At 58.8% G+C, this 24,242-nt stretch carries 23 protein-coding genes and 3 tRNA genes; 24 read left to right on the forward strand and 2 right to left on the reverse strand.

Features of this window, described 5'->3' with window-relative positions:
* Window positions 1–205: 205 nt before the first annotated feature.
* Both ASB65_RS28710 and ASB65_RS12255 read right to left on the reverse strand, forming a co-directional pair.
* On the reverse strand, window positions 206–343 hold the full coding sequence (locus tag ASB65_RS28710) for a hypothetical protein (RefSeq protein ID WP_003502364.1): 138 nt from the start codon (window positions 341–343) through the stop codon (window positions 206–208).
* 322 nt (window positions 344–665) lie between these two features.
* A tRNA-Val gene (locus ASB65_RS12255) sits at window positions 666–741 on the reverse strand.
* Window positions 742–967: 226 nt separating this feature from the next.
* Between ASB65_RS12255 and ASB65_RS29095 the strand changes: the two genes are divergently transcribed.
* The 24 genes from ASB65_RS29095 to ASB65_RS12370 all read left to right on the forward strand — a co-directional run bounded on the left by ASB65_RS29095 (window position 968) and on the right by ASB65_RS12370 (window position 24,237).
* On the forward strand, window positions 968–1,099 hold the full coding sequence (locus tag ASB65_RS29095) for a hypothetical protein (RefSeq protein ID WP_003502366.1): 132 nt from the start codon (window positions 968–970) through the stop codon (window positions 1,097–1,099).
* A gap of 88 nt (window positions 1,100–1,187) precedes the next feature.
* Window positions 1,188–1,264 (forward strand) — tRNA-Asp (locus ASB65_RS12260).
* Between the two features lie 41 nt (window positions 1,265–1,305).
* Window positions 1,306–1,382: transfer RNA gene (locus ASB65_RS12265), tRNA-Asp, on the forward strand.
* A 437-nt stretch (window positions 1,383–1,819) separates the two neighbouring features.
* On the forward strand, window positions 1,820–2,185 hold the full coding sequence (locus ASB65_RS12270) for an NADH-quinone oxidoreductase subunit A (RefSeq protein WP_003496469.1): 366 nt from the start codon (window positions 1,820–1,822) through the stop codon (window positions 2,183–2,185).
* Entirely contained in the window at window positions 2,176–2,760 is a 585-nt protein-coding gene (locus ASB65_RS12275; RefSeq protein ID WP_003502368.1) for a NuoB/complex I 20 kDa subunit family protein, read from the forward strand. The genes ASB65_RS12270 and ASB65_RS12275 overlap by 10 nt, the downstream gene beginning before the upstream one ends.
* Before the next feature lie 21 nt (window positions 2,761–2,781).
* The gene (locus ASB65_RS12280; RefSeq protein WP_020810740.1) at window positions 2,782–3,384 is read left to right on the forward strand and encodes an NADH-quinone oxidoreductase subunit C; all 603 of its coding nucleotides are present in this window, start codon (window positions 2,782–2,784) and stop codon (window positions 3,382–3,384) included.
* Window positions 3,381–3,809 (forward strand): GFA family protein, encoded by a 429-nt coding sequence (locus ASB65_RS12285; RefSeq protein ID WP_060724097.1) that lies wholly within the window; start codon window positions 3,381–3,383, stop codon window positions 3,807–3,809. Before ASB65_RS12280 ends, ASB65_RS12285 begins: the two co-directional genes overlap by 4 nt.
* 1 nt (window position 3,810) lies before the next feature.
* Entirely contained in the window at window positions 3,811–5,001 is a 1,191-nt protein-coding gene (locus ASB65_RS12290) for an NADH-quinone oxidoreductase subunit D (RefSeq protein ID WP_003496461.1), read from the forward strand.
* Window positions 5,001–5,261: a hypothetical protein gene (locus ASB65_RS12295; protein WP_003502376.1), complete on the forward strand. Its 261-nt coding sequence runs from the start codon at window positions 5,001–5,003 to the stop codon at window positions 5,259–5,261. The genes ASB65_RS12290 and ASB65_RS12295 overlap by 1 nt, the downstream gene beginning before the upstream one ends.
* 16 nt (window positions 5,262–5,277) lie before the next feature.
* Entirely contained in the window at window positions 5,278–6,387 is a 1,110-nt protein-coding gene (locus ASB65_RS12300; RefSeq protein WP_019565474.1) for an NADH-quinone oxidoreductase subunit E, read from the forward strand.
* 10 nt (window positions 6,388–6,397) lie between these two features.
* Window positions 6,398–7,702, forward strand: coding sequence for an NADH-quinone oxidoreductase subunit NuoF (gene nuoF / locus ASB65_RS12305; RefSeq protein ID WP_003512673.1), 1,305 nt, complete (start codon window positions 6,398–6,400; stop codon window positions 7,700–7,702).
* Between the two features lie 156 nt (window positions 7,703–7,858).
* Window positions 7,859–9,940, forward strand: a complete 2,082-nt coding sequence (gene nuoG, locus ASB65_RS12310; protein ID WP_041694373.1) for an NADH-quinone oxidoreductase subunit NuoG — start codon at window positions 7,859–7,861, stop codon at window positions 9,938–9,940.
* Window positions 9,941–9,952: 12 nt separating this feature from the next.
* Complete coding sequence (nuoH, locus tag ASB65_RS12315) at window positions 9,953–10,999, forward strand: NADH-quinone oxidoreductase subunit NuoH (protein ID WP_060724098.1); 1,047 nt, start codon at window positions 9,953–9,955, stop codon at window positions 10,997–10,999.
* 36 nt (window positions 11,000–11,035) lie between these two features.
* A complete protein-coding gene (nuoI, locus tag ASB65_RS12320) occupies window positions 11,036–11,527 on the forward strand; it encodes an NADH-quinone oxidoreductase subunit NuoI (RefSeq protein ID WP_003502385.1) in 492 nt (163 codons plus the stop codon).
* Window positions 11,528–11,663: 136 nt separating this feature from the next.
* Window positions 11,664–12,278 (forward strand): NADH-quinone oxidoreductase subunit J, encoded by a 615-nt coding sequence (locus ASB65_RS12325; protein ID WP_003502387.1) that lies wholly within the window; start codon window positions 11,664–11,666, stop codon window positions 12,276–12,278.
* Between the two features lie 29 nt (window positions 12,279–12,307).
* The gene (gene nuoK / locus ASB65_RS12330; protein WP_003502389.1) at window positions 12,308–12,616 is read left to right on the forward strand and encodes an NADH-quinone oxidoreductase subunit NuoK; all 309 of its coding nucleotides are present in this window, start codon (window positions 12,308–12,310) and stop codon (window positions 12,614–12,616) included.
* A gap of 7 nt (window positions 12,617–12,623) precedes the next feature.
* Window positions 12,624–14,621, forward strand: a complete 1,998-nt coding sequence (gene nuoL / locus ASB65_RS12335; RefSeq protein ID WP_003502391.1) for an NADH-quinone oxidoreductase subunit L — start codon at window positions 12,624–12,626, stop codon at window positions 14,619–14,621.
* Window positions 14,621–16,132, forward strand: coding sequence for an NADH-quinone oxidoreductase subunit M (locus ASB65_RS12340; protein ID WP_060724099.1), 1,512 nt, complete (start codon window positions 14,621–14,623; stop codon window positions 16,130–16,132). Before nuoL ends, ASB65_RS12340 begins: the two co-directional genes overlap by 1 nt.
* Before the next feature lie 18 nt (window positions 16,133–16,150).
* Complete coding sequence (nuoN, locus tag ASB65_RS12345) at window positions 16,151–17,593, forward strand: NADH-quinone oxidoreductase subunit NuoN (protein WP_060724200.1); 1,443 nt, start codon at window positions 16,151–16,153, stop codon at window positions 17,591–17,593.
* Window positions 17,594–17,619: 26 nt separating this feature from the next.
* On the forward strand, window positions 17,620–18,360 hold the full coding sequence (locus tag ASB65_RS12350) for a biotin--[acetyl-CoA-carboxylase] ligase (RefSeq protein ID WP_060724100.1): 741 nt from the start codon (window positions 17,620–17,622) through the stop codon (window positions 18,358–18,360).
* Window positions 18,361–18,563: 203 nt separating this feature from the next.
* On the forward strand, window positions 18,564–20,231 hold the full coding sequence (locus tag ASB65_RS12355) for a ribonuclease J (RefSeq protein WP_003502399.1): 1,668 nt from the start codon (window positions 18,564–18,566) through the stop codon (window positions 20,229–20,231).
* Between the two features lie 279 nt (window positions 20,232–20,510).
* Complete coding sequence (locus ASB65_RS12360; protein WP_060724101.1) at window positions 20,511–20,816, forward strand: DUF1467 family protein; 306 nt, start codon at window positions 20,511–20,513, stop codon at window positions 20,814–20,816.
* A 666-nt stretch (window positions 20,817–21,482) separates the two neighbouring features.
* Window positions 21,483–22,805, forward strand: a complete 1,323-nt coding sequence (gene proS, locus ASB65_RS12365) for a proline--tRNA ligase (RefSeq protein ID WP_003502405.1) — start codon at window positions 21,483–21,485, stop codon at window positions 22,803–22,805.
* Window positions 22,806–22,929: 124 nt separating this feature from the next.
* Window positions 22,930–24,237, forward strand: a complete 1,308-nt coding sequence (locus tag ASB65_RS12370; protein ID WP_003502407.1) for a lipoprotein-releasing ABC transporter permease subunit — start codon at window positions 22,930–22,932, stop codon at window positions 24,235–24,237.
* The last annotated feature ends 5 nt before the right edge of the window (window positions 24,238–24,242 follow it).

Below are 24,242 nucleotides of genomic sequence, written 5' to 3' on the forward strand. Positions count from 1 at the left end.
GAGCCGAAAGGCGCTGTAAATGAGAAAAGCCGGGCTATGCCCGGCTTTTTTGTGCGGCGAGGGGCCCCCAGGCCGGGTTCCCCGATTTTGCGCGATTCCTGGCGATGGCTAGCTATTGAAATCAGCATTGCCGCTTGGATATCGGATCGTGGAGGATTTCGTCCGGAGACCGTCCGGGAAAATACTGCGGGTCGACCGTAACGGATCACCGCCCCATGGAATTTTTGCTTTTGGGAGTATCTTGTTTTTCTGAGTCCTGCTGGACCCAGCGGAAAAAAATATAAACAGGCAGCGCAATAAGCGCGAGTGTTACAAACGCGTCGATCGACATGGTTTCATCCATCAGTTCAACCGTTCATCATGAAACGGTGCGCAAACAATGCCCGAAATCTCTTTAAAAAGTCTGAATCTGCTTATTTTTCGGTATGTTACGCAGTGACACAGGGATTCGGTGAAGCCGTCGGAATCCGGAGCAGGCGTATCGATTTGGAATAGATAAGGGCTGGAAAAACGATTCCGGTGGTTCTGGGCTCGGATTCGTAAGCCCAGCGACTAGATGCGGGGTAGGGGCGCCTGATTCCAGGTGCGGAAAATGCAGGACAAAACAGGGCGTAAGCTAAAAAACATTCAGCTCAGTGCTTATGAATTTGAAGAGTTTTGGAAAATGGTGGGCGATGAGAGACTCGAACTCCCGACATCCTCGGTGTAAACGAGGCGCTCTACCAACTGAGCTAATCGCCCTTCGCGTCCTGCGGATCATGTCCGCCGCGTCGGTGGCCGTGATGTATTCGGATCGGAAAAAAACCGCAAGGGCTTTTGTGAAGTTTTTTTGTTTTTTTTCGGAGCGGCTTTTCCCTCCGCCGAAGGGGAGGGGCAAAAAGCCGGGAACTGTGGGCCTTTTGGTGAAATCAGAAACCAATGACGCCTTGATGGCCTGGGGGAAATGCCCCTGGGGAAGTCGCTGGCTGTGGACAAGTTTTTTGTTTTCGTTGGGAAAAGCCCGCAAAACAAGGCGTTTGCCGGAACGCTTATCAATGGCCTTCAGGTTTTTCCCGATCAAAATGAAAAAGCTTATTCTTTTGTCGTGAAACCTGCTTGACACCCCCGCACGAACGCCGTAGTTAGCCGCTCAACGAACAGCCGAGGCTGGTTCGTACGGCGGGACAAGGTCCTGTCCGTCAGGATAAGCGGGTGTAGCTCAGTTGGTTAGAGTGCCGGCCTGTCACGCCGGAGGTCGCGGGTTCGAGCCCCGTCACTCGCGCCATCCTGTTCCTCGGAAAAAACGCAGATGAATGTCTGTGGAGCGCGGGTGTAGCTCAGTCGGTTAGAGTGCCGGCCTGTCACGCCGGAGGTCGCGGGTTCGAGCCCCGTCACTCGCGCCATTTCTTTCTCTTGAAATGTCTCCTCAAAACCAGATCGACGCGCTGTTTGCACGCCTCGATTTTTGACGATTCCGATGCTTGATTCCGGCCGTTTCAAACGCGATTTTTCCTGCTTTTTTTAGTCAAGTTTCGATATCGGGATATCGTCACTTCACCGCCGTTTCGACGTAAAATTCGTGTGACTTTTTTGCGGTTGCGTCGTTCAATCGATTATTATTGTATTTGAGGGGCTTAGGTCGGAATTGTGGCCCAAATTTGCGTCAATTCCGGCAATATTGTTGCCAATCAATGCGGCAGGTGTCTTGAAATGGTGCCTAAACTCTTGCAGAGAGGGCGCGGCTGCGCTAACCACTTTGGCGTTGCAACATATTTGTCCGCTCTTTGAGACTTAAGGTCACAAAGGCAGGTCCGGCACCCGGCCGGACAGGGAAGAGACCATGACTGAACTCCTCAGTTCCTACATTCCGATCGCAATCTTCATCGGTATCGCTCTCGTCATCGGCCTGGCGCTTCTCATTGCGCCCTTTGCGGTTGCCTACAAGGCGCCGGACCCGGAAAAGCTCTCCGCTTTCGAGTGCGGTTTCAACGCCTTCGACGATGCCCGCATGAAGTTCGATATCCGCTTTTATCTGGTGTCGATTCTGTTCATCATCTTCGATCTGGAAGTCGCCTTCCTGTTCCCCTGGGCGGTGTCTTTCGGCGAGATGGGCTGGTTCGGTTTCTGGTCGATGATGGTGTTCCTTCTCGTCCTCACCATCGGCTTTATCTATGAGTGGAAGAAGGGAGCGCTGGAATGGGCATGAGCCAGAACAACACCACGCTCGTTGCGCCGCAGCCGAAGGGGATCATCGATCCCTCGACCGGCAAGCCGGTTGGCAGCAACGACGCCTACTTCACGGACATCAACGACGAGCTGGCCGATAAGGGCTTTCTCGTTACCTCGACCGACGAGCTGATCACCTGGGCGCGTACCGGCTCCCTGATGTGGATGCAGTTCGGTCTTGCCTGCTGCGCCGTCGAAGGCCTGATGCAGGCTTCCGGCCCGCGTTACGACATGGAGCGCTTCGGCGTTGCCCCGCGCGCCTCACCGCGCCAGTCGGACGTCATGATCGTCGCCGGCACGCTGACCAACAAGATGGCGCCCGCTCTGCGCAAGGTCTATGACCAGATGCCTGAGCCCCGTTACGTCATCTCCATGGGCTCCTGCGCCAATGGCGGCGGCTATTACCACTATTCCTACGCTGTCGTGCGCGGTTGCGACCGCGTCGTGCCGGTGGATATCTACGTTCCGGGCTGTCCCCCCACGGCGGAGGCGCTGCTTTACGGCGTACTTCTGCTGCAGAAGAAGATCCGGCGTACCGGTACGATCGAGCGTTAAGGGCAAAGGACGGATTAAGTAATGAGCGAAGCTCTCAACGATCTTGCTGCTTACGTTAAGGAAGCGCGCGGTTCCCTCGTGGTGTCGGCTGATATTGCCTATGGCGAACTGACGCTGAACACGACGCCTGAAAGCGTGATCGCGCTTTTGACCTTCCTGCGTGACGATGTGCAGTGCGGTTTCGTCAACATCATCGATATCTGCGGTGTCGACTGGCCGCAGCGCGAGAAGCGTTTTGATGTCGTCTATCACCTGCTGTCGCCGCGCCAGAACCTGCGCGTGCGCGTCAAGCTGCAAGTGGCGGAAGACGAGGGTGTTCCGTCTTCGACCCCCGTTTATATGGGCGCGGAATGGTTCGAGCGCGAAGCCTGGGACATGTATGGTATTCCGTTCGAAGGCCATAAGGACCTTCGCCGTATTCTCACCGACTACGGTTTCGAAGGCCACCCACTGCGCAAGGATTTTCCGGTTACCGGCTTTGTGGAAGTACGTTACGATGACGTGCTGAAACGGGTTCTTTATGAACCGGTCGAACTGAAGCAGGAATTCCGCAATTTCGATTTCCTCTCTCCTTGGGAGGGGACTGAATATGTTCTCCCGGGTGACGAAAAGGCCAAGCAATGAGCGAAGCCCCTGCGACAGAGCGTGCCCAATGTCTTTGCGGTGCCGTCGGCCTCAAGGCCGCGATCGGTGCCCGCGAATTCGGCGTCTGCCATTGCTCCATGTGCCGCCGCTGGTCCGGCGGTGCGTTTCTGGCTGTCGAATGCGCTGATATCTCCGTCGAAAACGAAGAGAACCTCGGCGTCTATTCCTCGTCTGAGTGGGGTGAGCGCTGCTTCTGCAAGAATTGCGGCAGCACGCTGATGTGGCGCTCCAAGGATGGCAAGCATTTTGCCGTCTCGTTGCAGGCTTTCGACAACCCTTCCAGTTTCCATTTTGCGTCGCAGATTTTCACGGATGAGAAGCCTTCGAGCTATTCTTTCGCGCAAACCACGCAGAACATGACCGGCCCCGAATTCATCGCCATGATCACCTCGGCGGAGCACTAGAATGACTGAGCATAACGTCCGCAATTTCACGATCAACTTCGGTCCGGAACATCCGTCCGCGCACGGCGTGCTGCGTCTGGTTCTGGAACTGGACGGCGAAATCGTCGAGCGCGTCGATCCGCATATCGGTCTTCTGCACCGCGGTACCGAAAAGCTGATCGAGACCAAGACCTATCTGCAGGCCGTTCCCTATTTCGACCGTCTCGACTACGTCGCGCCGATGAACCAGGAACACGCTTTTGCGCTCGCCGTCGAAAAGCTGCTGGGCCTCGAAATCCCGATGCGCGGCCAGCTGATCCGCGTGCTTTATTCTGAAATCGGCCGCATCCTGTCGCACATCATGAACGTGACGACGCAGGCAATGGACGTCGGCGCGATGACGCCGCCGGTCTGGGGCTTCGAAGAGCGCGAAAAGCTGATGGTGTTCTATGAGCGCGCCTGCGGCGCCCGCATGCACTCGGCCTATGTCCGTCCGGGCGGTGTTCATCAGGACCTGCCGCCGGAACTGGTCGATGATATCGGCAAGTGGTGCGATCCGTTCCTGACCGTGCTCGACAATATCGAAGGTCTGTTGACCGACAACCGCATCTACAAGCAGCGTAACGTCGATATCGGCGTGGTCTCGCTTGAAGACGCCTTCGCCTGGGGTTTCACCGGCGTGATGGTGCGCGGTTCGGGCGCTGCCTGGGATCTGCGCCGCGCGCAGCCCTACGAGTGCTATTCCGATCTGGAATTCGACATCCCCGTCGGCAAGAACGGCGACTGCTATGACCGTTACCTGATCCGCATGCAGGAAATGCGCGAATCGGTGAAGATCATGAAGCAGTGCGTCGATCTTCTGTCCGGCAAGCATCGCATCGGCCCGGTCTCCTCGCTTGACGGCAAGGTGGTTCCGCCGAAGCGTGGCGAGATGAAGCGTTCGATGGAAGCGCTGATCCACCACTTCAAGCTCTACACCGAAGGTTATCACGTACCGGCCGGCGAAGTTTACGCCGCTGTCGAAGCGCCGAAGGGCGAATTCGGCGTCTATGTGGTCGCTGATGGTTCCAACAAGCCCTACCGCTGCAAGATCCGCGCTCCGGGCTACGCACACCTGCAGGCCATGGATTTCCTGTGCAAGGGCCATCAGCTTGCTGACGTTACAGCCGTGCTCGGCTCCCTCGACATCGTGTTCGGGGAGGTCGACCGCTGATGCGTCTGCCGCTGGCCATACCGGCTTTTCTCGCTGCGATGTCGGCACCCGTTCTCGCCCAGACGGCGACGAGCGAGCCTGAGGTATCGCTGTCGAGCGGCGGCTCTTCGACCATCAAGCAGCTTCTGTCATCGGGATACGAGATCAAGGCCTCGGTTCCCAATGGCAGCAAGTTCATCGTGTTCATGCAGAAAGACAAGGCGGCTTATGCCTGCGAATTCGTCACGGTGGCGAGATCGCGTTGTGAGACGTTAAACTGAAAAGGCGTGAGGAAGTATGTCCGTTCGTCGACTAGCCGAAGATCAGTTCCAGCCCGTGGCATTTGCCTTTAACGCGGATAATACCGCATGGGCTGAAAAGACGATCCAGAAATATCCGGAGGGACGCCAGCAATCGGCGGTTATCCCGCTGCTTATGCGTGCGCAGGAGCAGGACGGCTGGGTTACCCGCGCCGCCATCGAAAAAATCGCCGACATGCTGGATATGGCCTATATCCGCGTCATGGAAGTGGCGACCTTCTATACCCAGTTCCAGCTGAAGCCGGTCGGCACACGCGCCCATGTTCAGGTTTGCGGCACCACGCCCTGCATGCTGCGCGGCTCGGAAGCGCTGATGGATGTCTGCCGCAAGAAGATCCACCACGATCCGCTGCACACCAACGAGAGCGGCACGCTGTCCTGGGAAGAAGTGGAATGTCAGGGCGCCTGCGTCAACGCGCCGATGGTCATCATCTTCAAGGATGCCTATGAGGATCTGACGCCCGAGCGCCTGGAAGAGATCATCGACACGTTCGAGGCAGGCAAGGGCGACACGGTCAAGACCGGCCCCCAGATCGACCGTCACCAGTCGGTGCCCGTTGGCGGCCTGACGACGCTGACGGAAGAGATCAAGCCAGATCGCTCCAATCTCGACAAGCCTGCGGAAGCTCCGGCGGAAGCAGCCCCCGTTCTTCCTTCGAATGCCGCCAAGCCAAAGACGGACGCACCGGAAACCGATCCGAAGCTGAAGACGCCTGCGAACGAGCCCAAGGCTGCTGCGGAAAACGCAAAGGCAGGGGAACAGCAATCGGCAGGCAAGGAAGCGACAGCATCCAGACCGTCGCTTGAGTCAGCCGACCGTCCGGCAGGCATTGAAAAGCCCGCTGCGCCCGATGACCTGAAACTCATTTCAGGCGTTGGTCCGAAGATCGAAGGCACGCTTAACGAGCTCGGTATCTTCACCTATGCGCAGATTGCCGGCTGGAAGAAGGCCGAGTGCGACTGGGTGGATGGTTATCTGAATTTCAAGGGCCGCATCGAACGCGATGAGTGGATCAAGCAGGCCGAGGCGCTCGCCAAGGGTGGCGAAGCCGAGTATATCAGGGTCTTCGGCAAGAAGCCGCGGTAAAGGGTGAAGCATGTTAAAAGATCAGGATCGCATCTTTACCAATCTCTACGGCCTCAAGGACAAGTCCCTGAAGGGCGTGAGGGCGCGCGGCCACTGGGATGGCACCAAGCAGATCATCGAAAAGGGTCGTGACTGGATCATCAATGAGATGAAGGCTTCCGGCCTTCGCGGTCGCGGCGGCGCAGGCTTCCCGACGGGTCTCAAGTGGTCCTTCATGCCCAAGGAAAGCGACGGCCGTCCGCATTATCTCGTGGTCAACGCCGACGAATCCGAGCCCGGCACCTGCAAGGACCGCGAAATCCTGCGCAACGATCCGCATACGCTGATCGAAGGCTGCGTGATCGCCGGTTTCGCCATGGGTGCGCACACTGCCTATATCTACGTACGCGGCGAATATATGCGCGAACGTGAGGCGCTTCAGGCCGCCATCGACGAATGTTACGATGCCGGCCTGCTCGGCAAGAACAACAAGAACGGCTGGGATTTCGACATCTACGTCCATCACGGCGCAGGTGCCTATATCTGCGGCGAAGAGACGGCCCTGCTCGAAAGCCTCGAGGGCAAGAAGGGCCAGCCGCGCCTGAAGCCGCCGTTCCCGGCCAATATGGGTCTTTACGGTTGCCCGACGACCGTCAACAACGTCGAATCCATCGCCGTTGCTCCGACGATTCTGCGCCGAGGTGCGGCATGGTTCTCGTCTATCGGCCGTCCGAACAATGTCGGCACCAAGCTGTTCATGGTCTCTGGCCATGTCGAGCGTCCATGCACCTTCGAAGATGCGTTGGGCCTGTCCTTCCGTGAACTGATCGAACACCATTGCGGTGGCATTCGCGGCGGCTGGGACAATCTGCTTGGCGTCATCCCCGGCGGCGCATCCTGCCCCATCGTGCGCGGTGAGGACATGAAGGACGCCATCATGGACTTCGACGGCATGCGCGAAGTGAAGTCGTCCTTCGGCACCGGCGGCATGATCGTCATGGACAAGTCCACCGACGTCATCAAGGCGATCGCCCGCATCGCGGCGTTCTTCAAGCATGAAAGCTGCGGCCAGTGCACGCCGTGCCGTGAAGGCACCGGCTGGATGTGGCGCGTGCTGGAACGCATGGTGAAGGGCAACGCGCAGAAGCGCGAAATCGACATGCTGTTCGAAGTGACGAAGCAGATTGAAGGCCACACCATCTGTGCTCTCGGCGACGCCGCCGCATGGCCGGTACAGGCGCTGATCCGCAATTTCCGTCCGGAAATCGAAAAGCGCATCGACCAATATACCTACAGGGCCATGGATGATGGCGCTGTTCTGGAAGCTGCCGAATAAGCTTTTCGCAGTTTGCATGCGGCGCGGGGATGATCCCGGCGCCGGAAAACCATGAAGCGCCTGACCGACGAGATGAAGTGTCGGGCGCGATTAAGGATTTGTTGCGGACCGTGTGAGAGACACGGGACGAACAGGCAACAGGACGTAAGTAGAACCATGGCAAAGCTCAAGGTTGACGGTAAAGAGATCGAGGTTCCGGATCATTTCACGCTGTTGCAGGCGTGCGAGGAGGCTGGTGCTGAAGTTCCGCGCTTTTGTTTTCATGAGCGCTTGTCGGTCGCGGGTAACTGCCGCATGTGTCTCATCGAGGTGAAGGGCGGACCGCCCAAGCCCGCCGCATCCTGCGCCATGGGCGTGCGCGACGTTCGCGGCGGCCCGAATGGTGAATTGCCTGAAGTTTTCACCAACACGCCGATGGTCAAGAAGGCCCGCGAAGGCGTGATGGAGTTCCTTCTCATCAACCACCCGCTCGATTGCCCGATCTGCGACCAGGGCGGCGAATGCGACCTGCAGGACCAGGCTATGGCCTTCGGTATCGCCGGTTCGCGTTACGCGGAAAACAAGCGTGCGGTTGAAGACAAATATATCGGCCCGCTCGTCAAGACAGTGATGAACCGCTGCATCCACTGCACGCGCTGCGTCCGTTTCACAACGGAAGTTGCCGGCATCGCCGAACTCGGCCTCATCGGCCGCGGCGAGGACGCTGAAATCACCACCTATCTCGAGCAGGCTATGACCTCCGAGCTTCAGGGCAACGTCGTCGATCTTTGCCCGGTCGGTGCGCTCACCTCGAAGCCTTTCGCTTTCACTGCCCGTCCGTGGGAACTGAACAAGACCGAAACCATCGACGTGATGGACGCTCTCGGTTCGGCAATCCGCGTCGATACCCGTGGCCGCGAAGTCATGCGCGTCATGCCGCGTGTCAACGAGGCAATCAACGAAGAGTGGATCTCCGACAAGAGCCGCTTCATCTGGGACGGCCTGAAGACGCAGCGTCTCGACCGCCCTTACGTCCGCAAGGATGGCCGCTTGCAGCCCGCAAGCTGGGGCGAAGCCTTCGGCGCTATCAAGCAGGCGGTTGCCGCGACCAGCGGCAGCAAGATCGGCGCGATTGCCGGTGACCTTGCTTCCGTCGAGGAAATGTTCGCGCTGAAGTCGCTTCTGGCGTCGCTCGGCTCGGCCAATGTCGATTGCCGTCAGGATGGCGCAGCGCTTGATCCGTCTTTGGGTCGCGCCAGCTACCTGTTCAATTCCACAATCGAAGGCATCGAGCACGCGGATGCGCTGCTGATCGTCGGCGCCAACCCGCGTTATGAAGCGGCCGTGCTCAATGCACGTATCCGCAAGCGCTGGCGTCGCGGTGGTTTCCCGATCGGCGTGATCGGCGAAGCCGGTGAGCTGCGGTACAACTACGAATATCTAGGCTCCGGCGCTGAAACGCTTTCCGATCTCGCCAATGGCTCTCACAGCTTCGTTGAGAAGCTGAAGTCCGCAAAGAACCCGCTGATCATCATCGGCCAGGGCGCTCTGGCACGCGCCGATGGTGCAGCCGTTCTCGCGGCTGCTGCGAAGCTTGCCGTTTCGGTTGGCGCAATCAGCGAAGAGTGGAACGGCTTCTCGGTGCTTCACACTGCCGCTGCCCGCGTCGGTGGTCTCGACATCGGCTTCGTGCCGGGCGAGGGCGGTGTTGCTGCTGCCGAAATGGTAACGTCCATGGACGTTCTCTTCCTGCTCGGCGCCGATGAAATCGACCTGTCGAACAAGGGCGCCAAGTTCACCGTCTACATCGGCAGCCACGGCGATCATGGCGCGATGAACGCCGACGTCATCCTTCCGGGTGCGGCCTATACCGAAAAATCCGGTATCTGGGTCAACACCGAAGGCCGCGTTCAGGTGGGCAACCGCGCCGGTTTCGCACCGGGCGAGGCCCGTGAAGACTGGGCGATCCTGCGTGCGCTTTCCGACGTGCTCGGCAAGAAGCTGCCGTTCGATTCGCTGTCGGCGCTGCGCGGCCAGCTTTATGTCGCGCATCCGCATCTGGCGGAAACCGATGAGATCGTTGCCGGCAACGGCGCGGATGTCGAGGCACTTGCCGCTCGCGCGGGCAGCCTCAATAAGTCTGCGTTTGCCTCGCCGGTAAAAGACTTTTATTTGACGAACCCGATTGCGCGCGCATCCGCCGTCATGGCCGAGTGTTCCGCATTGGCCCGCAACAATTTCCAGGCTGCGGCAGAGTAAGGGTAGGGGATTATGGAATCGTTTTTCTGGAGCTACGTCTGGCCCGCGCTGATCATGGTCGGCCAGTCCCTGCTGCTTCTCGTTTGCCTTCTGGTGGCCATCGCCTTCCTTCTGCTTGCCGACCGCAAGGTCTGGGCAGCCGTGCAGCTGCGCCGTGGTCCGAACGTGGTTGGTCCCTTCGGTCTCTTCCAGTCCTTCGCCGACCTTTTGAAGTTCATCCTCAAGGAACCGGTCATTCCGGCCGGCGCCAACAAGGCCGTCTTCCTTCTGGCGCCGCTGGTCGCCGTGACGCTGGCGCTTGCCACCTATGCCGTCATTCCGTTCAATGAAGGCTGGGTCGTCGCCAATATCAATGTCGGCATCCTCTACATCTTCGCGATTTCCTCGCTTGAAGTGTACGGTATCATCATGGGCGGTTGGGCTTCCAACTCGAAGTATCCGTTCCTCGGCGCGCTTCGTTCCGCCGCGCAGATGGTGTCCTATGAAGTGTCGATCGGCCTCGTCATCGTCACCGTGCTGCTCTGCGTCGGTTCGCTGAACCTGACGGATATCGTGCTTGCCCAGAAGACCGGCCTTGGTACGATGCTCGGCCTGCCGGCCTCGTTCCTCGACTGGCACTGGCTGTCGCTGTTCCCGATGTTCATCGTGTTCTTCATCTCGGGCCTTGCCGAAACCAACCGTCCGCCCTTCGACCTTCCGGAAGCGGAATCGGAACTGGTTGCCGGTCACATGGTCGAATATGGCTCGACGCCTTACATGATGTTCATGCTCGGCGAATATGCTGCGATCGTTCTGATCTGCTGCCTGACGACGATCCTGTTCATGGGCGGCTGGCTGCCGATCGTGGATGTGTGGTTCCTGAACTGGGTTCCGGGCATTGTCTGGTTCGCGCTCAAGGGCTGCATGGTCTTCTTCATGATCGCGCTGACCAAGGCTTTCGTTCCGCGTTATCGTTATGACCAGCTCATGCGCCTCGGCTGGAAGGTGTTCCTGCCGCTGTCGCTCGCCATGGTCGTTATTGTTGCATTCGTATTGAAGCTGACGGGGTGGGCCGGTTGATGTCCGTACGCCTCGCTCAGAAATCTGGAGTTTGAGATGGCAAGCCTTTCCCAAGCCGTCAATTCACTGTTCCTCAAGGAGTTCGTCGGTGCGATCTTCCTGACGATGCGCCACTTCTTCAAACAGAAGGCGACGGTGAACTATCCCTTTGAAAAGGGCCCGGTCTCTCCGCGCTTTCGCGGCGAACATGCGCTGCGCCGTTATCCCAACGGTGAGGAACGCTGCATCGCCTGCAAGCTGTGTGAAGCTATCTGTCCTGCTCAGGCGATCACCATCGAAGCCGGCCCGCGCCGCAACGACGGCACCCGCCGCACGGTGCGTTACGACATCGACATGGTGAAGTGCATCTATTGCGGCTTCTGCCAGGAAGCCTGCCCGGTCGACGCCATCGTCGAAGGCCCGAACTTCGAATTCGCGACGGAAACCCGCGAGGAGCTTTATTTCGACAAGCAGAAGCTTCTCGACAATGGCGACCGCTGGGAGCGTGAAATCGCACGCAACCTCGCACTGGATGCGCCTTACCGTTAAGGCGCAACCGTCTTTCCGGGGGAGCCTCCGGAAAGCGATGAAAAGTAAAATGCCTGCGCGGTTTTCGCCGGCGGGGACGAAACGGGTGAGGGGGCTTTGGGCCATCTTCTCCCGATGAGGACAAGAAGGCACCAAGATGGGTCTGCACGCTGTATTCTTTTATATATTCGCTTTCGTCGCCGTGGCGTCTGCGTTCATGGTCATTGCATCGAAGAACCCTGTTCATTCGGTGCTGTTTCTGATTTTGACCTTCTTCAACGCAGCCGCGCTGTTCCTGCTGACGGGAGCCGAGTTCCTCGGCATGATCCTGCTGGTGGTTTATGTCGGCGCTGTCGCGGTGCTCTTCCTCTTCGTCGTCATGATGCTGGATGTGGATTTTGCGGAGCTGCGCTCCGGCGTGCTGCAATACGCCCCGATCGGCGCGCTGATCGGCGTCATCCTCGCGGCGGAGCTGATCGTCGTTGTCGGCGGCAGCGTGCTCAACCCGCAGGCGGCGAAATCGATCACCATGCCGATCCCGCCGGTGACCGAGCGCACCAATACGGCCGCGCTGGGTGATGTGCTCTATACCAATTACATCTACTTCTTCCAGCTCGCCGGTCTCGTGCTGCTGGTGGCCATGATCGGCGCCATCGTGCTGACGCTGCGTCATCGCACTGACATCAAGCGGCAGGATGTATCCACGCAGGTCGGCCGTGACCCGAAGACCGCCGTCACCACGGTCAAGGTCAAGCCGGGTCAGGGCATCTGAAGGCGCGAACGGATTCAAGGAAACACAATATGGTAATCGGTCTTTCCCACTATCTGACGGTCAGCGCCATTCTCTTCACGATCGGCGTGTTCGGCATCTTCCTCAACCGGAAGAACGTCATCGTCATCCTCATGTCGATCGAGCTCATCCTGTTGGCGGTCAACATCAACATGGTGGCGTTCTCGGCTTTCCTGAACGACATCGTCGGCCAGGTCTTCGCACTTTTCATTCTGACCGTCGCAGCCGCCGAAGCGGCCATCGGTCTTGCAATACTCGTTGTCTTCTACCGCAACCGCGGATCGATCGCCGTCGAAGACGTCAATATGATGAAGGGCTGATAAGGCTATGATCTACAAGGCTATCGTCTTTCTTCCTCTGATCGGCTTCCTGATCGCCGGCCTGTTTGGCCGGTCGATCGGCGCCAAGGCTTCGGAATATGTCACCACCGGTCTGATGATCGTGGTCGCCATCCTGTCATGGATCGTCTTCTTCAGTGTCGCGCTTGCCCATGGCGAGCCGGGCGAGGTGATCAAGGTCACCGTGCTGCGCTGGATCCAGTCCGGCGGCATCGACGTCGAATGGGCGTTCCGCATCGATACGCTGACGGCCGTCATGTTCGTCGTCGTCAACACGGTCTCGACGCTGGTGCACCTCTATTCGATCGGATACATGCACCATGATCCGCATCGTCCGCGCTTCTTCGCCTATCTGTCGCTCTTCACCTTCGCCATGCTGATGCTGGTGACCTCCGACAACCTGCTGCAGATGTTCTTCGGCTGGGAAGGCGTTGGTCTGGCGTCCTATCTGCTGATCGGCTTCTGGTTCAAGAAGCCTTCCGCTTCGGCTGCGGCCATGAAGGCCTTCATCGTCAACCGCGTCGGCGACTTTGGTTTCATCCTCGGTATTGGCGGCGTGTTCGTGTTGTTCGGCTCGATCAATCTCGAAACCATCTTCGCCGCTGCCAGCACCTATCTGCCGGCCGAAGGTGCCGCTTCCACAGAAACCGTCATCAACCTGTTCGGCATGCAGCTGGACAAGGCCAATGCGATGACGGGCGTCTGCCTGCTGCTCTTCATGGGCGCGATGGGTAAATCGGCGCAGTTCCTGCTGCACACCTGGCTGCCGGACGCGATGGAAGGCCCGACCCCGGTGTCTGCCCTCATTCACGCCGCAACCATGGTTACCGCCGGCGTCTTCCTCGTCGCCCGCATGTCGCCGCTGTTCGAACTGTCGCATGACGCGCTTACCGTCGTGACGCTGATCGGCGCGATCACCGCCTTCTTCGCGGCGACCGTTGGTCTCGTACAGAACGATATCAAGCGCGTGATTGCCTATTCGACCTGCTCGCAGCTTGGTTACATGTTCGTGGCGCTCGGCGTCGGCGCTTATGGTGCTGCCGTGTTCCACCTCTTCACACACGCCTTCTTCAAGGCCCTGTTGTTCTTGTGCGCCGGTTCGGTTATCCACGCCGTCGATGGCGAGCAGGACATGCGTTACATGGGCGGCCTGCGCAAGCATATCCCGATCACCTTCTGGACCATGACCGTTGGCACGCTGGCGCTGACCGGCGTCGGGATCCCGGGCACGATGATCGGTTTTGCCGGCTTCTTCTCGAAGGACGTCATCATCGAATCCGCTTACGCGTCCCATTCGGTTCTCTCGGGCGTCGCCTTCACGCTGCTGGTCATCGCCGCGCTGTTCACCAGCTTCTACTCCTGGCGTCTGGCCTTCATGACCTTCTTCGGCAAGCCGCGCGCTTCGGCCGACGTGATGCACCATGTGCATGAATCGCCGATGGTCATGCTGATCCCGCTCTTCATCCTCACCGTTGGCGCGATCTTTGCCGGTGTGGCCTTCGAAGGTTATTTCTTCGGCCATGAATATGCCGAATTCTGGAAGGGCGCCCTGTTCACGCTTCCGGAAAATGAAATCCTCGAAGAGTTCCACCATGTTCCGCTGTGGGTGAAGTGGAGCCCGTTCTTCGCCATGGCGCTTGGTTTCGTGACCGCATGGTACATGTACATCAAGTCGCCGGAGACGCCGAAGCGTCTGGCCGAGACCCATCGCGGCCTCTACCAGTTCCTTCTCAACAAGTGGTACTTCGACGAACTCTATGACTTCCTCTTCGTTCGCTCCGCAAAGGCGCTTGGCCGCTTCCTGTGGAAGAAGGGCGACGTCGCCGTCATCGACCACTATGGACCGAACGGCATTGCAGCGCGTGTGGTTGACGTGACCAACCGCATGGTCCGCCTGCAATCCGGTTACCTTTATCACTATGCCTTTGCGATGCTGATCGGCATCGCGGCGCTTGTCACCTGGATGATGCTCGGGAGTGCCCTCTGATGACCGATTGGCCCATTCTTTCAACGGTCACCTTTCTGCCGCTCGTCGGCGTGGTGCTGCTGCTTCTGACGAATGAGAACGGCCCCTATGGTCGCCGCAACATTCTCAATGTCTCGCTGCTGACGACCGTCTTCACCTTCATCGTGTCGCTGTTCATCTGGATCGGTTTCGACAATTCGAACCCCGGCTTCCAGATGGTCGAGAAGCATGCCTGGTTCGGCAACATTGCCGCCTATCATCTCGGTGTCGACGGCATCTCCATGCTGTTCGTCATCCTCACCACCTTCCTCATGCCCTTCTGCGTGCTGGCAAGCTGGGATTCGATCGAAAAGCGCATCAAGGAATACATGATTGCCTTCCTGCTTCTGGAAGTGGTCATGATCGGCGTCTTTGTGGCGCTGGATACGGTTCTCTTCTACGTTTTCTTCGAAGCGACGCTGATCCCGATGTTCATCATCATCGGCGTCTGGGGCGGCAAGGATCGCGTCTACGCATCCTACAAGTTCTTCCTCTACACGCTGCTTGGCTCGGTTCTGACCATGCTCGCCATCATGGCGATGTACTGGCAGTCCGGCACAACAGACATGACCGAACTTCTGAAATACGGCTTCCCGGCCGGCATGCAGACGTGGCTATGGCTTGCCTGTTTCGCGGCATTCTCGGTCAAGATGCCGATGTGGCCGGTACACACCTGGCTGCCGGATGCCCACGTGCAGGCGCCGACCGCGGGTTCCGTCATTCTGGCAGGCGTCATGCTGAAGCTTGGCGGCTACGGTTTCATCCGTTTCTCGCTGTCGATGTTCCCCTTGGCGTCGGACTATTTCGCTCCCTTCGTCTTCACGCTGTCGGTTCTCGCCATCATCTACACCTCGCTGGTGGCGATGATGCAGGACGACATCAAGAAGCTGATCGCCTATTCCTCCGTCGCCCACATGGGTTACGTGACCATGGGCATCTTCGCGGCCAATGTGCAGGGCGTGCAGGGCGCAATCTTCCAGATGCTGTCGCACGGCATCGTGTCTGGTGCGCTCTTCCTCTGCGTCGGCGTCGTTTACGATCGGCTGCATACCCGTGAGATCTCGGCCTATGGCGGTCTCGTGAACAACATGCCGAAATATGCCGTCGCCTTCATGATCTTCACCATGGCCAATGTCGGTCTGCCCGGCACCTCCGGCTTCGTTGGTGAATTCCTGACGCTGATCGGCGTATTCCGCGCCAACACGCTGGTCGCGCTGTTTGCGGCAACTGGCGTCATCCTCTCGGCCGCTTACGCGCTGTGGCTTTACCGCCGCGTGATTTTCGGTGCGCTTGAGAAGGAAAGCCTGAAATCGATGCTCGATCTGTCGACCCGCGAAAAGGTCATCCTTTATCCGCTGGTTGCGCTGACGATCTTCTTCGGCGTCTATCCGGCTCCGGTTTTCGATGCGACAGCCGCTTCGGTCGATCTTCTGGTAAACAACTATACGGCTGCATTGCAGGCGGCGCAAAATGTTGCGCTTTCTATGAATTGACGACAGGACCCGTTGGACATGACCGCTGAAATTCTTTTTGCCAGTCTGCACATCGCGACGCCCGAGCTGATCCTTGCGGTCGGCGCGCTGGCGCTGCTCATGATTGGCGTCTTCTCGGGCGACAAGTCGACAACGACGGTCACGGGCCTCTCCGTGGCCCTGCTGCTCGTCGTCGGTCTCTGGATCGTCTTTGCACCCGCTTCGGGTGTGGCTTTCGGCGGCGTTTACGTCGCCGATGCCTTCGGCAACTTCATGAAGGTGCTGGCGCTGATCGGCTCGATCACCGCCATGATCCTGGCCGTCGGCCAGGGCCGTTTCGAGCCGATCGGCCGTTTCGAATATCCGGTATTGCTGGTTCTCGCGACCCTCGGCATCCTGCTGATGATCTCGGCCAACAACCTGATCTCGCTCTATATGGCGCTGGAACTGCAGTCGCTGGCGCTCTACGTCGTCTGCGCCATCAACCGTGAAAGCCTGCGCTCCACGGAAGCGGGTCTGAAGTACTTCGTGCTCGGCGCGCTCTCCTCCGGCATGCTGCTCTATGGCATGTCGCTGGTCTACGGCTTCACCGGCAATACCGGCTTCACCGAAATCGCGCAGGTTCTGGCGGCCGAAACCCGTTCGCTCGGCCTCGTCTTCGGCCTGGTCTTCGTTCTCGCCGGTCTGGCATTCAAGATCTCGGCCGTGCCGTTCCACATGTGGACGCCTGATGTCTATGAAGGTGCGCCGACCCCGGTCACGGCATTCCTCTCGGCCGCGCCCAAGATCGGCGCCATGGCGATCCTCGTGCGCATCGTCATCGAGGCTTTCCAGCCGGTCTTCGCCGACTGGCAGCAGATCGTCGTCTTCATTTCCATCGCCTCCATGCTGCTCGGTTCCTTTGCCGCGATCGGCCAGAAGAACATCAAGCGCCTGATGGCCTATTCCTCCATCGGTCACATGGGTTATGCGCTGGTTGGTCTTGCCGCTGGCACCGAAGCCGGTATCTCGGGCGTTATTCTCTACATGACCATCTACATGGTCATGACGCTCGGCACCTTCGCCTGCATTCTCTCCATGCGCCGCAAGGAAATCGGCAATGTCGAGACTGTCGAGGATCTCGCCGGTCTTTCGTCTTCCAACCCCTTCATGGCGGTTGTGCTGACGATCCTGATGTTCTCGCTTGCCGGCATTCCGCCGCTCGCCGGCTTCTTCGGCAAGTATTACGTCTTCCTCGCCGCCATTGAAGCGAAGCTCTATCCGCTCGCCATCATCGGCGTGATTGGCTCGGTGGTCGGCGCCTACTACTATATCCGCGTCGTCAAGGTCATGTGGTTCGATGAGGCCAAGGACAAATTCGAGCGTCCGGCTGGCGAACTGAAAGTCGTTTATGCGCTTTCGGCCCTGTTCGTTGTCGCCTTCATCGTCTTTGGCGGTGCGCTCGGCAACGCGGTGACTGTTGCGGCGAAGACCTTCTTTTGAGCAGCACACACAAGCATACGGGTCGGATGTCCATCGATGATTTCCGGCACGAGGCGATGGCGGAAACGCCATCGACCAATCTGGAATGTTTTGCCCGGGCAAGGGCAGGCGATGGCGGCAATCTGTGGATTACCGCCATCCGCCAGACCGGCGGCCGCGGCCGTCGCGGCCGGCCATGGGTTTCCGAACCCGGAAATCTCTACGCATCGCTTCTTCTGATCGAGCCCGCGCCGATGGACCGCATCGGCTCCCTGCCGCTCGCTTTTGCGCTTGCAGTCTATCGCGCCATTCGCGCGGTGCTGCCGACGAATGGTGAACCGCTGGAGATCAAATGGCCGAATGACGTGCTGATCGGTCGCCGCAAGACCTGCGGCATCCTGATGGAAGCGGAGCTGCTGCCTGACGGCCGGCGCGCCATCGTCATCGGCATCGGCATCAATATCGCCCATAAGCCGGACAATCCGCTTTATCCCGTCACCATGCTCTCCGAACATGGCGCGTCCTGCTCGCCCGACGAGCTGTTCGCCTATCTCTTCCGCGAGACGGCTGATGTGCTGAGGGACTGGGACGAGGGCAGGGGTGTTTCCGGCATCATGACCGGCTGGCGGGCGGCCGCTTGCGGTATTGGCGAACATATCACCGTCAATTTCCCTGATCGTTCGATTGGCGGGCGTTTCGTCGGAATTGATGATAATGGTTATCTGCTGCTGGATGAAGACGAGGGCGCCAGGCGCTCCATCGCCGCCGGCGACGTATTTTTCGGATGAGGTGAACGGCGCGGCCCAGGAAGCCGCGCCGAACCGGTTCCAGAGATTGGAGCTTTCCTGCGGCTCCTGAAATGCAGGGTGACAAACCGGTTCCGCATCGGCCCGGTCGATCAGATGGTTTAACAGGTCCGATGCTGGATAGAGGCGGTGGGCACGGCAAAATGCCGTCGTCCGCGTGCTTTCGTGAATGGATAAGAAAAATAATGGCTAAACAGGACGAACTGGTCTTTATACCGCTCGGCGGTGTGGGTGAAATCGGCATGAATCTGGCGCTTTACGGCTATGGGCCGGAAAGCAAGCGCCAATGGATCATGGTGGATTGCGGCGTGACATTCGCCGGTCTCGATCTGCCGGGCGTCGATCTCGTTCTGCCTGACATCAGCTATATCGCCGAGCAGAAGAAGAACCTCAAGGGCATCATCATCACCCACGCCCATGAGGACCATTATGGTGCGCTGAATGATCTGTGGCCCGGCCTCAACGTCCCGGTTTATGCCTCGCCTTTCACCGCCGGCATGCTGGAAGCCAAGCGCGCTTATGAGGGCACGCGCGCCGAAATTCCGGTAACGATCTTCAAGGCTGGCGACCGTATCAATGTCGGGCCGTTCGAAATCGAAGCTGTTGGCGTCAACCACTCCATTCCCGAGCCGATGTCGCTGGTCATTCGCACGCCGCTCGGCAATGTCATCCACACCGGTGACTGGAAGATCGACGAAGCGCCGTCGCTCGGGCCGTTGACGGATGAGGCGCGCTTCCGCGCCATCGGCGAAGAGGGTGTGCTGGCACTGATGTGCGACAGCACCAATTCGGTGCGCGATGGTGTGTCGCCCTCCGAACACGAGGTTTCCGAAGGCCTGCGCCAGATCATCGAAAATGCCGAAGGCCGCGTGGCGGTCACCACCTTCTCCTCCAACGTCGGGCGCATCCGTTCGATTGCGCAGGCTGCTGAGGCCGCGGGCCGCGAGGTGCTGCTGCTGGGCTCGTCGCTGAAGCGGGTCGTCAATGTCTCGCAGGATCTCGGCATCATGGAAGGCATCAAGCCGTTCCTCGCAGAAGATGAATATGGTTATATTCCGCGCGACCGTGTGGTGCTGATCCTGACCGGTTCGCAGGGCGAACCGCGCGCAGCGCTCGCCAAGCTTTCCCGCGACGAGATGCGCAATGTGGCGCTCGCGTCGGGAGATACTGTCGTATTTTCCTCACGCGCCATTCCCGGCAACGAAAAGGCGATCATCGAGATCAAGAACGGCCTGATCGAGCAGGGCGTGCACATTGTCACGGACAATGAGGCGCTAGTGCATGTCTCCGGCCATCCGCGCCGTAATGAACTTCTGAAGATGTATGAGTGGACGAAGCCGCAGATCGTCGTGCCCGTGCATGGTGAGGCGGCGCATCTGGTGGCGCAGAAGGAACTGGCCGAACAGGCCGGCATTTCGCAGGTACCGAAGGTGCGCAACGGAAATGTTCTGCGCCTTGCTCCCGGCCCGGCGGAGGTTATCGACGACGTGCCACATGGCCGCGTCTTCAAGGACGGCAATCTCGTCGGTGACATGGACGAGATGGGCATCAGCAATCGCCGCAAGCTTTCTTTCGCCGGCCATGTCGCGGTCAATGTCGTGCTGGACAGCCGTTACGATTTCCTCGGTGATCCCGATGTGGTGCCTTTCGGCCTGCCGGAATTCGATGACGAGGATGAGGCGATGGAAGACACGCTTTATGACGCCGTGCTCGGCGCTGTCGAAAGCATTCCGCGCGCCCGCCGCAAGGATCTGGAGCTGCTGCGTGAAGCGGTGCGCCGCGCCGTGCGCGCCGCCGCCAATCAGAGCTGGGGCAAGAAGCCGATCGTGACGGTTTTCGTCACGAAGGTCTGAGCCGGAAAGCGGGGTATCATCCGCATGCCGTCACCCCGGACTAGATCCGGGGTCCAGCGCGATCAAGTCCTTGATCGCGTAAAGACTCCTCTCACGGCGCAGACGCGCCGTGGCTGGATGCCGGATCATCCTCGGGCTTGTTCCGGGGGCCGGCATGACGGAAGAGAGATCGCCCGCCTTTGTCGGCGACCTGCGTGTGCCTGCTCAAAGCGCGGTTCTGTTCCTCTTTCCAAGGCTTTTTATGCATCTTGCAGGGAATTGATTCCGGTTTGCGGATGAATGCGTTACAAGAAGCGCATTGTGCAGGAGGATCACATGCCGCTTCTTTCGGTCTTCGCCGTTTATTTCATCGTCTGGTGGACGGTACTTTTTATCGTGCTGCCGATTGGCCTGCGCACCCAGGACGATGAGGGCGATGTGGCGCTGGGGACGGTTGCCAGCGCGCCATCCAGCTTCAAGGGCGGACGGATCGTGTTGTGGACGACCCTGATCTCGGCCCTGATCTGCGGGATCTGGTATGGCGGAACCTGGTGGTTCAGCGTCAGCCTTGATGACCTGCCGAGAATTATTCCCGTTTTCGACTGAAAAAAAGCGCGGGCAATGTCCGCCCCGGCCTACATCTGCGCCCAACCTGATAGCAAGCCGAAGCGCCTGCCTATGCAAGGGGCAGTCTGCCGTGAATCTGGCTGAGACTCTGTCATATGGATGTCATATCTATCGTGCACACAGCAGGAGCTTGCCGGGTGCCTGATTCATCGCCGTAATTCTACTGGGATGATGGCCGAGAGCAGGGAAATGCGTGCAGAAGCAAAAAAAAACAAGGCCTTTCAGCCTTGTTTTCAGGTTTCGCGTGATCTGTAACCGTTACCGGGGCTGCGAACGAGCGCGCCTAAGATCTGATCCTCCCAAGACTGACCGCGAAAATGACAAGAATTTAAACTTCCTGCCTCTTTTGTAAGCTAAAGCTAGCTCAAACCCCCATGCTTGTCATCTCATTTTTTGCATATTTGTTACAGTCGGCAAAAAATTCTCTGTGGTGCAATTTGTCGCACCGGATCAAGAATAATATTCCGGCCAAAGCGTTTTGACGCGAATTAGCTATCGTGAAAATACCACAAAATCGCCTTTAACGCTCTTTGCATGGCGGGTTTTCATCTGGGTCAGAAACCGCTATATCCGGCGCCAATATCCCTCTATTCGGGGCGATTCCCGCGCCTTTTGGCGCTGTCGTCCACATCAATGGAAGCCGTCATGCGTCTTAGCCGTTATTTCCTGCCCATCCTGAAGGAAAACCCCAAGGAAGCCGAGATTGTCTCTCACCGCCTCATGCTGCGCGCCGGCATGATCCGGCAGCAATCGGCTGGCATCTATTCCTGGCTGCCGCTCGGCAAACGCGTGCTCGACAAGGTCAACAAGATCATCCGCGAGGAGCAGGACCGTTCCGGCGCCATCGAGCTTCTGATGCCGACGCTGCAGACCGCCGAGCTCTGGCAGGAGAGCGGCCGTTATGACGACTACGGCAAGGAAATGCTGCGCATCAAGGACCGCCAGGACCGCCAGATGCTCTATGGCCCCACCAACGAGGAGATGATCACCGACATCTTCCGTTCCTATGTGAAGTCCTACAAGAACCTGCCGCTGAACCTCTATCATATCCAGCTGAAGTTCCGCGACGAGGTGCGTCCCCGTTTCGGCACGATGCGTTCGCGCGAGTTCCTGATGAAGGACGCCTATTCCTTCGACCTGACCAAGGAAGACGCGATCCATTCCTATAACAAGATGTTCGTGGCTTACCTGCGGACCTTTGAGCGCCTTGGCCTGCGCGCTATTCCCATGCGCGCCGATACCGGCCCGATCGGCGGCAATCACAGCCATGAGTTCATCATTCTGGCCGATACCGGCGAATCCGAAGTCTTCTGCCACAAGAGCTTCCTCGACCGCGGCATTCCAGCTGAAAGCACCGATTTCGACGATGTCGCGGCGCTGCAGGGCGTGTTCGACGAGTGGACGACCGATTACGCAGCCACGTCCGAAATGCACGACGAGGCCGCCTATGACGCCATTCCCGAAGGCGAGCGCCTTTCCGCGCGCGGCATCGAGGTTGGGCACATCTTCTATTTCGGCACCAAATATTCCGAGCCGATGGGCGCGAAAGTGCAGGGCAAGGACGGCAAGGAACACCCCGTCCACATGGGTTCTTATGGCATCGGGCCGACACGCCTTGTTCCCGCCATCATTGAAGCATCGCATGACGAGAACGGAATCATCTGGCCGGCCTCGGTCGCTCCTTTCGACGTCGTGATCATCAACATGAAGGCTGGCGATGCGGCCTGCGATGCGGCCTGTGAAAAGCTGTATTATCAGCTCTCTAATGCCGGCAAGGATGTTCTCTACGACGATACGGACGACCGGGCGGGCCAGAAATTCGCCACCGCTGATCTGATCGGCGTGCCGCTGCAGATAATCGTCGGCCCGCGTTCGGTCGCGAATGGCGAAGTCGAAGTGAAGGATCGCAAGACCGGCGAGCGGGAGACCGTGACGATCGAGGCGGCGATGAACAAGGTGCTCGCCTAAGCGCGAATGGAAGACGGAGCGGCTTCACCCGACGTCCGCTCCGGTTTCGTAGCGCAGATGCAGCAGAAATATGGGCCGGTTTTCGGAAAAGACCGGCCTTGCAGTTTGAGATCAGGGAGACGACATGGCACAAGCCGAGGCTGACAAGGGTGCGGCTGTTTCCGCCGGGGCAAAGACCGCCCGGCCGTTTTCCGCTTTCGAACGTATGGTGGCCTGGCGCTATCTGCGATCGCGGCGCAAGGAAGCATTCATTTCCGTCATCGCCGGTTTTTCCTTTGTCGGCATCATGCTGGGCGTGGCGACGCTTATCATCGTCATGGCTGTGATGAACGGGTTCCGCACGGAGCTGATTTCCCGCATTCTCGGCATCAACGGCCATATGATCGTGCAGCCGATCGACCAGCCCTTCAATAATTATGATGAGCTGGCTAAGAAATTCGCCGCCGTACCCGGAGTCACCATGGCTCTGCCGCTGGTGGAGGGCCAGACATTGGCCTCCGGTCGTGGCGGCGCGGGTTCCGGCGCTCTGGTGCGCGGTGTGCGCCAGGAGGATATCGACAAGGTCAAGGAAGTCGCCACCAACATCAAGACCGGCGACCTCGTCGGCTTCATGGCGGGTGACGGCGTTCTCGTCGGCTCCAGGCTCGCCGCCCAGCTTGGTGTTACGGCGGGTGACGATATCACCCTCATATCACCAGAAGGTGACGTAACGCCGATGGGCGTCAATCCGCGCGTCAAATCTTACAAGATTTCCGGTGTCTTCGAGATCGGCATGTCGGAATACGACGCATCGATGATCTATATGCCTCTGTCCGAAGCCCAGCTTTATTTCAATGCCGACGGCATCGTGCAATCCATCGAGCTTTATGTGAGCCGCCCGGATGATGTCGATGGCATCCGTCCGCTGGTGGAGCAGGCGGCCGAAAGGCAGATCTACATTACCGACTGGAGGCAGCGGAACCAGACCTTCTTCTCCGCCCTGCAGGTGGAACGAAACGTCATGTTCATGATCCTCACCCTCATCGTGTTGGTGGCGGCGCTGAACATCATTTCCGGCCTCATCATGCTGGTGAAGGACAAGGGCAGCGATATCGCCATTCTGCGCACCATGGGCGCAAGTTCGGGCGCGGTGATGCGCATCTTCTTCATGACAGGTGCGGCCATCGGTATGGTCGGCACCTTCGCCGGTGTGGCGCTCGGCGTCATCGTCTGCCTCAACGTGGAATCCATCCGGCAGTTCTTCTCCTGGATTTCGGGCACGGTGCTGTTTGACCCGCAGCTTTATTTCTTGAGCCAGCTTCCGGCAGAAATGGATATCAGCGAAACGATTTCCGTTGTCATCATGGCGCTCACGCTCTCTTTCCTGGCAACGATCTTCCCGGCATGGCGGGCTTCCAAGCTCGATCCGGTGCAGGCCCTGCGTTACGAATAAGGACC

Source organism: Agrobacterium tumefaciens str. B6 (assembly GCF_001541315.1).
Lineage (GTDB): Bacteria > Pseudomonadota > Alphaproteobacteria > Rhizobiales > Rhizobiaceae > Agrobacterium > Agrobacterium radiobacter.